Raw genomic sequence first — 12,699 nt, 5'->3', positions numbered from 1 at the left:
ATGGCTCAATTTGTCTATAGTATGCTGCGGGTAGGAAAGATTGTTCCGCCTAAAAAACAAATCCTCAAAGATATTTCACTTAGTTTTTTCCCTGGCGCCAAAATTGGTGTACTTGGTTTAAATGGTTCTGGTAAATCAACTTTGCTAAAAATCATGGCAGGTTTAGATACCGAAATCGAAGGTGAAGCACGTCCGATGCAGGACCTAAAAATTGGTTACCTGCCACAAGAACCTAAGCTTGATGAATCACAAACAGTTCGTGAAGCAATTGAAGAAGCAGTCAGTGAGGCTAAGAACGCGCTGACTCGTCTGGATGAAGTTTACGCACTTTATGCTGAACCCGACACCGACTTTGATGCATTAGCAAAAGAGCAAGGTGAGCTTGAAGCAATTATTCAGTCTCAAGATGCTCATAACCTAGATGTTATTTTAGACCGAGCAGCTAACGCATTACGCTTACCTGATTGGGATGAAAAAATCGAAGTGCTATCAGGTGGTGAACGTCGCCGTGTCGCAATTTGTCGCTTACTACTTGAAAAGCCAGACATGTTGTTACTTGACGAACCAACTAACCACTTGGATGCTGAATCTGTTGCGTGGCTTGAACGTTTCTTACAAGATTATACTGGCACCGTAGTTGCGATTACCCATGATAGATACTTCTTGGATAATGCTGCGGGTTGGATTTTAGAACTTGACCGTGGTGAAGGTATTCCTTGGGAAGGTAACTACTCATCTTGGCTTGAGCAAAAAGATGCACGTCTACAACAAGAGTCTGCAACTGAAAGCGCCCGCCAAAAAACCATTCAAAAAGAATTAGAATGGGTACGCCAAGGCAGTAAAGGTCGTCAATCTAAAGGCAAAGCCCGTATGGCTCGCTTTGAAGAATTGAACACCAACGACTATCAAAAGCGTAACGAAACTAATGAATTGTTCATTCCACCAGGGCCTCGTTTAGGTGACAAAGTAATTGAGGTTAATAACTTAACTAAGTCTTATGGCGATCGAGTGTTGATTGATGACTTAAGTTTCTCAATTCCTAAAGGTGCGATTGTCGGTATTATCGGTGCAAACGGTGCGGGTAAATCAACATTATTTAAAATGATTTCAGGCGCTGAACAACCTGATAGCGGCAGCATCGAAGTGGGTGAATCAGTACAAATTGCTTCGGTTGAGCAATTCCGTGATTCAATGAACGACAAGAATACCGTCTGGCAGGAAATCTCAGATGGACAAGATATCATGCGTATCAACAACACAGAGATCCCAAGTCGTGCTTACGTTGGGCGCTTTAACTTCCGTGGTGGCGATCAGCAAAAAATCATTGGTACCTTATCTGGTGGTGAACGTAACCGTGTTCATTTAGCCAAACTGCTACAAGCAGGTGGTAACGTACTCCTACTCGATGAACCAACCAATGACTTAGATGTTGAAACACTGCGTGCGCTAGAAGAGGCGTTATTAGAGTTCCCTGGTTGTGCCATGGTTATCTCTCATGACCGTTGGTTCTTAGACAGAATCGCCACTCACATTTTAGATTATCGTGATGAAGGTCAAGTTAACTTCTATGAAGGAAACTACACTGAATACACGGCCTGGTTGAAAGAACACCTTGGTACTGAAGCCATTGAGCCACATCGTTTAAAGTACAAGCGTATTGCTAAATAGTCACAGGATTATCATTATCTGATTCTGACTAAAATTAATCACTTAATAATAGCCTTAGTCAGTTGATTGTATTGCCATTATAAAAGTCCTATTGATGGTGAAACTCGTTAATTCGAGTTTTCACTTTAAATAGGACTTTTTTATGTTTACCCGCAATTACTTTCACTAATCGCTAAAATAACCACTTACCTATAAAGGCAGTCATAAAAATGACGACTGTCTGAAAACCTGCAATTTGTTAAATTTATAAATGCCTCATGGTTAACTTACTCTGTTGAGCTCATTCACTCGCGTTAACAACATAACTAACATAGCCAACAAAAACTTGGTTCTTTAAAGAACATTAACAATAACTTAAGCACAAGAGGATAAAGCAACATCAGGTATAATAAGGTAACAATATATCAGTCAAACCGCCCTGCTGTTGGCTTGTTGTAAAAAAGCGTCAAAAAACCACAATCTATTTGTAAAGACAAATTAACTTAAGTACTATAAAATTATTGACGGATTATTTTACTGTTGACCAGTTGCAGTAGCACAAGGCTATGCACGAACAATTACACAAAAATGGAGGAATCAGTGAGATATAGTCGAATTACTTTTATTTTATTATGTTTTTATGCCAGCAGCTCATTTGGTTTAGAGATTATTTCGAGTAGCGAAACCCAAAAACTACAAGAAATTGAGCAAAAGTATAATATTGATGATTTACTCATTTCTGCCAACGATAAATTGTCAACGCACAAAAAGAAAGAATCAGATTTCCACGCCTTAAGTGTTGAGATTAAAAGCAAGCAAACTGAATATGAACATTTGGTTTCTAAGTTACCAGCTAAAATCTTGTCACGCGCTAACCTAAGTTCTTTTTACCGTGATTTAGAAAATCTTGTCCTTAAAATAGATCAACTTGAAACCAAGTATGATATCGACGGTAAATCGCTTAAGAGAGAATACAAATCGATAATGGCAGAATATGATGTCATTAATGAAACTCGCACAAACAAAGATGAGCAACTAGCCGCACTTAAAAGTGAAATCACCAAGCGTGTTATTGCTGACGTTTCAAAAGCTGACACGGTTCAATCAGTTGATTTAGATGGTTCAACCTTATGTAGTAAATTTCAGTCAATTAACGATTGTTTGAAAGATTCAGAAAGCTACATTGTGACTAATACAATCAAAACTGATCCTTTTTTGAATGAGCGCAGTGTTTTACTTTCATATGACGTCATCGACGCCAGTATGAATATGTCAGGCAACTTAAACTATAAAATTAAGATGGCATTCAAACCTTCATATAACAGTAAAATTGACTCACTAATTAATGAAGAACTAGGCCTTAAATCAGCCATGATTACATTAGTTAGTAATGTCGCCGCTGATTGGTTTGTCGATGGTGTTAAAGTTGGGACTGGTCGTGAAATTTTTCATGAAGTGCCATTAGGTCAACACGGTATTTTGGCTTCTTATCAAACGAAAGATAAGTCGAGTGTTGAGTTCATTCAAGGCAATGGTGTTTTCAACTATAACTTTAACGAAACATCTCGTAATAATGACTTAGTGACATTGCCACAGACCGAAAAAACCAAAAAACAAACCATGAAAATGAAGCCTAAACAAGCGAATGTCGCAGCTAAAGATAAGCCTCAAATGAGCCTATCAAACAAGAGCTATGAATATTTCATGGGAATTGAAGCATCGACTACAGAGCAAAACGAAAGCTTTAATGGAACACCTTCAGCAAAACTGTAGCGTCTCATATTAGAATAAAAAACCACTTAGTATGACTAAGTGGTTTTTTTGTTTTCTAGCATACCAATTTAAAGAATCAACCTGCTTTACTGTATCTTCCCTCTGGTAACTGTTAAAAAATTGATACCAACTTAGACACGAGTTCACAACTCAGATCCAATAACTAAACACTAATGTTATCAGCATGTTTTGTTACAGTCTTATCTGCTACGCTTTACATTCCTTTACCCTTATATGCTGCTTTTTTTATTAAAATAGACTCACATCAGCATAGGCATTTTTAGAGTTCATCAATGAAAAAATTAGCATTCCTTATTATTGTTTGTGGCGTTATGGCCGCCGCTTTTTCATTTAGTGGTATTAGCCAGGCCAGTAAATCTAAACCCGATAGCAACAATAAACCGCAAAGAACTATTCCTGTGGTAACAGGCATTGTTGATCAACATGAGTTATCGCAATCGTTATCATTGATTGGCAAATTAGATGCTGAACAGTCCGTGTTTATTTCCTCACAGGTTGCTGGCCAAATCAGTGATATTCTCATTAAACCAGATCAAGACATTAAAGCGGGTCAAACTATTGTTCAGCTCGATAATGCGAAAGCTAAAGCCGCAACAGCCGAGGCTGCAGCCTACCTTGCTGATGAACAAAGAAAATTGAAAGAGTTTTTAAAGCTAATCAAAAGTAATGCCATTACCCAAACTGAAATTGATGCCCAACGCGCTAATGTCGATATGGCTCAAGCTCGCCTTGCCTCCGCTCAAGCCGATCTAAACTATCACACACTTAAAGCTCCATTTTCAGGCTCAGCAGGATTAATTGATTTTAGTGTTGGTAAGATGATTTCGGTTGGTACTGAATTGCTTGCTTTTGACGATCTATCTAGCATGAGACTTGATCTACAAGTACCTGAGCATTACTTATCGTTACTTTCAAATGGCATGGCCGTTAGTGCACAAAGTCGTGCTTGGCCTGAACAAGTATTTACAGGCAAAATCATTGCCATCGACTCTCGCATCAATCAAGACACCTTAAACTTACGGGTGAGAGTACAGTTTGATAACCCCGAAAACCGTTTAAAGCCAGGTATGATGATGGCTGCAGTACTTAACTTCCCTGCAGTTTCTGAACCTGTCATTCCAGTCCAAGCAATTGAATACTCTGGCACAAAGCGTTTTGTGTATATCATCAACGAAGACAACATAGCAAAACGCACAGAAGTAACATTGGGCGCTCGTATTGACAACGAAGTGTTAATTTCTGACGGCTTAAATATCGGTGACCATGTTGTAGTTCAAGGATTAGTTAACATGCGTGATGGGGTATTAGTGGATGTGCTTGAACAGCAAAATACAGCTGAGCGCCTAGCCAATGAAAACACAGCAGAAGAAAGTAACCAGCAGGAGAAAAGCTAATGTGGCTTTCTGATGTTTCAGTCAAGCGTCCTGTTGTCGCTATTGTACTCAGCTTATTATTGGGTGTATTTGGCCTAGTCTCACTGTCAAAACTGTCGATTCGAGAAATGCCGGATGTTGAAAATCCGGTAGTCACGGTAATGACCACCTATAGTGGCGCTTCAGCCACTATTATGGAAAGCCAAATTACCACCACGATTGAAGATGAGTTAACGGGTATTAGTGGTGTTGATGAAATTGAATCTGTCACTCGTAATGGTATGTCCCGCATTACAGTCACATTTTTACTTGGCTGGGATTTAACAGAAGGCGTGAGTGATGTGCGTGATGCTGTAGCGAGAGCTCAGCGCCGCCTTCCAGATGAAGCTGACGATCCTGTAGTATCTAAAGACAATGGCTCAGGCGAGCCGTCTATTTATGTCAACCTGAGTTCATCAACGATGGACCGAACTCAGCTCACCGATTACTCCCAACGAGTATTAGAAGATCGTTTTAACTTGATCACAGGAGTCAGCTCAATTTCCATCACGGGCGGACTTTACAAAGTCATGTACGTTCAATTAAAACCTGAACTCATGGCAGGACGTAATGTGTCAGCCAACGACATCGTATCAGCACTAAAGACTGAAAACGTTGAAACGCCAGGCGGCGAAGTTCGTAACGACACTACGGTCATGACGGTTCGTACAGCAAGACTCTATAACCACCCAGAGGACTTTGACTACTTAGTCGTTCGTACTGCCGACGATGGCACACCTGTTTACCTAAAAGATGTCGCGGATGTATTTATCGGTGCAGAGAACGAGAACTCAACCTTTAAAAGTGATGGCGTTGCTAACCTTTCTTTAGGCATTGTGGCCCAATCTGATGCGAACCCATTAGATGTCGCGAAATGGGTTCATCAAGAAGTCGATAGAATCCAAGACTTCTTACCTGATGGTACGGCGCTCGTGGTCGATTATGACTCTACCATTTTCATTTCTCGCTCAATCGATGAGGTCTATAACACCTTAATTATCACTGCAGTATTAGTGATATTGGTGCTGTATATTTTTATCGGCCAAGTCCGTGCGACGTTAATTCCTGCGGTGACTGTGCCTGTCTCGTTAATTGCGGCATTTATTGCGGCTAACTCATTCGGTTTTTCAATTAACCTTCTCACATTGATGGCGCTGATCCTAGCCATCGGACTGGTTGTTGATGACGCTATTGTTGTCGTTGAAAATATTTTCCATCACATTGAAAAAGGTGAACCTCCTTTACTTGCTGCCTACAAAGGAGCTCGCGAGGTTGGCTTTGCAGTTGTCGCCACTACTGCAGTATTAGTTATGGTGTTTTTACCCATTTCATTTATGGAAGGCATGGTTGGATTACTGTTTACTGAGTTCTCGGTAATGCTAGCAATGTCGGTGTTATTTTCATCGCTTATTGCATTAACGCTTACCCCTGTACTCGGTAGTAAATTGCTAAAAGCCAATGTAAAGCCTAACCGTTTTAACTTATGGGTAGACGGGTTATTTGATGCACTAGAAACACAATACCGCCGTGTCGTGAGTAAAGCTGTGCAATTCCGTATGGCTGCACCATTGGTTATTGTTGCGTGCGTGGCTGGTAGTGGCTGGTTGTTAAATCAAGTACCTGCTCAATTAGCCCCTCAAGAAGACCGAGGCGTTATTTTTGCCTTCATTAAAGGCGCCGAAGGCACTAGCTACAATCGCATGTCTGCCAATATGGAAATCGTTGAGCAGCGACTATTACCTATGCTAGGTGATGGCGTTATAAAATCATTTAGTATTCAAGCTCCGGCATTTGGTGGCCGGGCTGGCGATCAGACTGGTTTTGTTATTATTCAGCTGGAAGAATGGCAAGACAGAAATATTAATGCCCAGCAAGCGTTAGGGATAGTCGCAAAAGTACTAGAAGGTATCCCTGACGTCATGGTACGCCCAATGTTGCCAGGCTTTAGAGGTAAATCAAGTGAGCCAGTACAGTTTGTATTAGGTGGCTCCGATTATGAAGAGTTGTTTGATTGGGCGCAAAAACTACAACAAGAAGCGGATTTAAGCCCGATATTAGAAGGGGCTGATCTTGATTATGCTGAAACAACCCCAGAACTATTAGTTAGTGTCGATCGTGAGCGTGCAGCAGAACTTGGCGTGAGTGTCACTGAAGTTTCAGACACCTTAGAAATCATGCTTGGCGGTCGCAGCGAAACCACCTTTATTGAGCGTGGCGAAGAGTATGATGTGTACCTACGAGGCGATGAAAACAGCTTTAACAGTGTCGCCGATTTAAGTCAGATATATATGCGCACTTCAAAGGGCGACCTTATCACCTTAGATACCATCACCCGAATTGATGAAGTGGCTTCAGCGCAAAAACTTAGCCATTTGAATAAACAAAAGTCCATCAGCTTAAAAGCCAATTTAGGCGAAGGATATACCTTAGGTGAAGCATTAGATTTTCTCGATGCGAAAGCCATTGAAATGCTGCCAAGCGATATCACCATTTCATATACAGGCGAGTCAAAAGACTTTAAGGAAAACCAGAGCAGCGTTTTCATCGTGTTTGGTCTTGCGTTATTAGTCGCATACTTAGTACTTGCTGCTCAGTTTGAAAGCTTTATCAATCCGTTGGTCGTTATGTTTACTGTACCCATGGGCATATTCGGCGGATTCCTTGGGCTGTATTTCACCGGCCAAGGCCTCAACATTTATAGCCAAATTGGCATGATCATGTTAATTGGTATGGTCACCAAAAACGGCATTTTAATTGTTGAGTTTGCTAATCAATTGCGTGATAAAGGGCTCTCTCTCGAACAAGCAATTATCGATGCCTCAGCCAGACGTTTAAGACCGATTCTCATGACGGCCTTCACTACTTTAATTGGAGCAATCCCATTAATATTATCGACAGGTGCAGGTTCAGAAAGTCGCATCGCTGTCGGTACGGTAGTGTTCTTTGGGATGGCATTTGCTACTCTAGTGACACTCTTAGTCATCCCAGCGATGTATCGACTCATATCAGGGGCAACAAAGTCGCCAGGCTTTGTGGAGCAACAACTTAATTTGGCTATTGAGCAACAAAAAGCAAGTGCCAGCAAATCATAGTTAGCTCTAAGGGTTTAGCCTACCTTGGCTAAACCCTGCTTGAACAAGTTAAATTAATTAAAATGGATAATAGGTGTCACATGGAAAAAGTTGCCGTATTTGTTGATGTGCAGAACATCTATTACACATGTAAACAAGCCTTTGGGCGTTCATTTAACTATCGAGCCTTATTCCAAAACCTCAATTATACAACTCAAATTGAATATGCCATTGCCTATGCCATCGCTCCGGCGGACGATGGCCAAGTTAAGTTTCAAGATGCACTTAAACATATTGGTTTTGAAGTTAAACTCAAACCTTATATTCAAAGAAGTGATGGCAGCGCCAAAGGTGACTGGGATGTCGGCATTACCATCGATGTTTTAGACTATGCCGAGCAAGTAGATAAAGTCATTTTGCTTTCTGGTGACGGTGACTTTGACTTACTGATGGCAAAAGTAGCGCAAAAGTTTAACTGTAAAACCGAAGTCATTAGTGTGACAGAGTTAACCGCTAAATCTTTATTAGATGTGATTTCCCATCATACCCCTATCGATAAGCAGCTTTTAATTTAGCTCTAACACTCCTCCAACCAAACCTGCTTAAACGCACTTATGTAGCACAAAGAACAGTCTAAGCAGGGCAAAGTCTTTACAATCCGCTGCTAATTCGAGCAATAATACATTTCAACAAACTATTTCCTCAAGAAACGTAACGATTGCCGATACAAAGTCACACAAGAAGTATTGTTTTACCGCATTACATACGTTTACAAAATTGGTTAAAATGCGTAACGATATAATAACCACATAAAATAAGGGCTTTAAATGTTATCAGCGTTAAAACATCTGCTTTTATTCTCTATTGTGGCTATTTTTTTTGCTGTTTCTCTGTCACCCCAAAACGCTCAGGCTGAGCAATTTCAGCTGGAAACCCTTACGATTAGTGATGGCCTGCCGTCCTCTAGCATTACCACGCTGTATCAACAACGTGATGGATTTATTTGGTTTGGTACCGATACTGGAGCCAGTCGCTATGATGGGGTTAACTTTACCAATTTTCAGTTCTCTGAATCTGACAAGACCCACATATCCAACAACTACATCACCAAAATCCATGAAGATCGTAGTGGCAATATTTGGATAGCTACCGAAGATGGCTTAAACCAGTTAACCCAAGACAATGAAATCATCATTCATAACATGATTTCCACCCAGTCCAGTTTAGGTTCAAGTTGGATTATAGAAATTTATGAACAAGAAAATGGCTTACTATGGTTTGGTACCGGTTCAGGACTAACCCAATATAACCCGCAAAACAAACAGTTCACTGCCTACTCATTATTTGATGAAAATCAAGCATACGAAACCTCAGTCAGTGGAGTTTTTAGCGATCACAATGGCACTATTTGGGCCGTCACTGACTACGGCTTAGCCACACTCAACACCCAATCGGATCAACTCGAAATAGTGAAGTTTGAAGGCGAACTTGCAAAGCAACTAGACCCGGTCATTTTCTATGGCGCCAAAAAAGCCAAGAATGGCGAAATATGGCTCGGTAGCTATCGAAATGGATTATTCAAACTCAACTTAGAAACTCGCAGCATCAACAATATCCATTTCAACAAGGATAACCCGAGTAATCAGCAGCTCCCATCCAATCACATTCAAAGTTTCACCTTTAAAGACGACAACACGCTATGGGTAACACACGGTAAAGGCGCTAGCCGTATTACATTAGACACCATGAGCTTTTCACACCTGACTCATGAGGCATTTAACCCTAATTCGATGCCAAGTGATTATGTCCCGATAGTAATGGTTGATCAGTCTGGTGGGGTTTGGTTTGGTACCGGTAATGGCGCATCGCTGTATTCTAATTTTAAACAAGGAACACGTTTATATAGACCAAAACCGATTAGCTCTGAATTATCCGGAAATATGGTCTATTGGTTCGATTTTGATAAAGATAACAATACTTGGATAAGCACAACAAAAGGTATAGATAAACTAAGGTTAAATAAAGATTTAATCTCTTTGCAGCCTATTTCTGAGTTAACCCCTTCGATGATTTATAGTGCAACAATCGATGACGCCAATACCATGTGGATTTCCCAAGCAGATGGTTTGACAGTATATGATATTGATACAGAACGTTTACGCCACTTCAGTAATGCTAAAGATAACCCTCATGGTTTGCCTGAAAGCGAATTTTATTTAGCACTGCCTGATAATCATGGCAACGCATGGATCACAGGCTACCTTGATGTAGGGCTCATTTTATTTAACCCTGACAAAGGGATACTAAAGCAGCTGCTGCATCACAATGATAATTCTTATGCCGCGGGTGGAAACTTCACCTTTGATAAGCAGCTTCTCCATAATGGCGAGCTATGGCTAGCGACAACCAATGCTATATACCGAGTCAATACACAAACCTACGAAGTCAAACACCTTCCTTTAGGTAGTGAAGCGCAAAATATTCGTACCGTTAAAATATATCAAGATGAGAACAATACTGTTTGGGTCGCAAGCCAAGGTCTAGGCCTGGTCAAAATTGAAGTGAGTGACTTCTGGAGTGACGATTTACAACTTGAATATATTACTAAAGAAGATGGTTTAGCTTCGAATACTCTTAAAGGTGTCACTGGCGATGGTCAAGGGCATTTGTGGATCACGACACAATCTAAATTCGCCAAGATGCACATCGAAACTCAAAAAATCACTAAATTTCCTAGTGCTATCAATCACAAAGATAGCTCTTTTTCAGATGCTGCCATCGCATTTCAAAAAGATGAGTTGTATATAGGTACAAACAACGGTGCCTTTAAAATTGATACACGAGCAATTAAAAGTAACCAATTTTCCCCACAGGTTCATATAACATCGGCATTAATTGCCAATGAAGAATACATCCACTTAAACAGTAACCATAGTATTGATGCATTGACCTTAGACTATGAACAAAATATGGTGCAATTTTCATTCGCTGCACTGGATTTTAATGCGCCGCAAAAAAACCAATATCGATATAAACTGCATGGCTTTGATGAACGCTGGATATACTCGCAAAACATTTCCACAGCAACCTATACCAACCTTCATGCAGGTGATTATCGTTTTGTCGTGCAAGGCAGTAATAGCGATGGTATTTGGAGTCCGTTAATTGCAGAGCTTTCATTCACCATTAAAAAACCCTGGTGGTATTTCGCCATCATTAGTTTGGTACTTGTGTGTGCGTTATTGACCTTTTTATTTTTGTTAACCCGTTATCAAAAAGTCACAGAGTTGAAAAACCGAGCTAATTTCGACACGTTAACAGGCTTATCAAATCGATTCCGTTTTAATACTGTACTTGAAGCCACTGTGAATCAAAAACATCAGCATGCTGCGGTTGCTTTTATCGACCTTGATTACTTCAAGGAAGTCAATGACTCTATGGGACACGACATAGGTGATGAGCTGATTATTCAAGTGAGCAAACGCCTATCATCAAACCTCAAAAGTGATGACCTATTAGCCCGCTTAGGCGGTGATGAGTTTGCAATTATTCTTCGAAATCCGGGCGAGCTTTCACAGCTAGTGAATATCATTGAACGCCTAAGATTAGCAATTAACACAGGCTATCAAATACAGGAACATTGGATTAAGAGCTCTGCCAGTATTGGGGTTGCTTGCTACCCTGAAGATGGTCTGGATGCGAAGACGTTACTAAAACATGCCGATACCGCGATGTATGCTGCTAAACAAGCAGGACGTAATAGCGCCTACTTTTTTAATGAAGCACTGTCAGTCGCCTTACAAGAAAAAATTTCAATTAAACAGCAGCTTCAACATGCATTAACCAATGATGAGTTTGAGTTGTATTATCAGCCTAAAATTTGCCTTAAAACAGGTAATATCCGTTCATTTGAAGCATTGCTGCGCTGGTTCCACCCCGAAAAAGGTTTGATACCACCCGATAAGTTTATTCCAGAAGCTGAAAGTAATGGTCAAATCATTGAAATTGGTTATTGGGTTATTAAACAGGCTTGTATCACGGCAAATCAATGGCACCAAGAAGGCTTGCTCAAAGGAAGTGTGTCGGTCAATATCTCCCCTGTGCAGTTATCTCAGCCAGATATTAGCGAAAAAATCGAAGCCATATTAGTGGAAACCGGTTTCCCTGCAGAGAAGCTGGAACTGGAAATTACCGAATCACTTTTGATTGAGAATGTAGAAACCGCTAAAAAGGTGCTAAGCCAATTACATGATTTAAAAATCAGACTTAGTTTAGATGACTTTGGTAAGGGGTATTCATCCTTAAATTACCTCACCCGATTCCCATTAAATACCTTAAAAATCGACAAAGGTTTTATCGATAGCTTTTTAGATAATGAAGCCGCAAAAGCGGTCTTAAAAAACATTATTAATTTAGGTAATGACCTAAAAATGCAAATTGTCGCAGAAGGGATTGAAACTGAAATGCAATTAATTAAACTCATTCAGTACCAGTGTCATACAGGTCAAGGTTACATTTTCAGCCCAGCGGTAAATACCCAAAGTGCTTATAAGATGCTAACAGGTGAAACGGTATTACTGCCTAAATTTATGCAAAACAAAGTTGGCTAAATATGCATTTTCAACGGTTTGAACTGAGTAACCTCTGTCGAGATATTAAAGGGGATTAGCCAAACTCTGGTCTGAGCAGTCAATGAATCGGCATAGCAAACCGAAAAACACTGTTGTAACGTCTAAGAATAAGTAACAATGCCCTCATAAAATGACTTAGTAGCA

General features: G+C 40.3%; 6 protein-coding genes. All 6 read left to right on the top strand.

Features of this window, described 5'->3' with window-relative positions; translation table 11 throughout:
• Positions 1–1,668 carry an energy-dependent translational throttle protein EttA gene (gene ettA, locus AN944_RS06300; protein ID WP_055023751.1) on the top strand — a complete coding sequence of 556 codons (1,668 nt, stop codon included), beginning with the start codon at positions 1–3 and terminating at the stop codon, positions 1,666–1,668.
• A 579-nt stretch (positions 1,669–2,247) separates the two neighbouring features.
• Complete coding sequence (locus AN944_RS06295) at positions 2,248–3,420, top strand: hypothetical protein (protein ID WP_065108634.1); 1,173 nt, start codon at positions 2,248–2,250, stop codon at positions 3,418–3,420.
• Between the two features lie 293 nt (positions 3,421–3,713).
• A complete protein-coding gene (locus AN944_RS06290; protein ID WP_055023750.1) occupies positions 3,714–4,835 on the top strand; it encodes an efflux RND transporter periplasmic adaptor subunit in 1,122 nt (373 codons plus the stop codon).
• On the top strand, positions 4,835–7,945 hold the full coding sequence (locus tag AN944_RS06285) for a multidrug efflux RND transporter permease subunit (protein ID WP_055023749.1): 3,111 nt from the start codon (positions 4,835–4,837) through the stop codon (positions 7,943–7,945). The genes AN944_RS06290 and AN944_RS06285 overlap by 1 nt, the downstream gene beginning before the upstream one ends.
• 80 nt (positions 7,946–8,025) lie before the next feature.
• Positions 8,026–8,499, top strand: a complete 474-nt coding sequence (locus AN944_RS06280) for an NYN domain-containing protein (protein WP_144430148.1) — start codon at positions 8,026–8,028, stop codon at positions 8,497–8,499.
• A gap of 252 nt (positions 8,500–8,751) precedes the next feature.
• The gene (locus tag AN944_RS06275) at positions 8,752–12,534 is read left to right on the top strand and encodes an EAL domain-containing protein (protein WP_055023747.1); all 3,783 of its coding nucleotides are present in this window, start codon (positions 8,752–8,754) and stop codon (positions 12,532–12,534) included.
• Positions 12,535–12,699 lie beyond the last annotated feature (165 nt).

Origin of the sequence: Shewanella sp. P1-14-1 (genome assembly GCF_001401775.1) — a bacterium.
Lineage (GTDB): Bacteria > Pseudomonadota > Gammaproteobacteria > Enterobacterales > Shewanellaceae > Shewanella > Shewanella japonica.
This window is presented reverse-complemented; position numbering and strand designations above follow the sequence as displayed.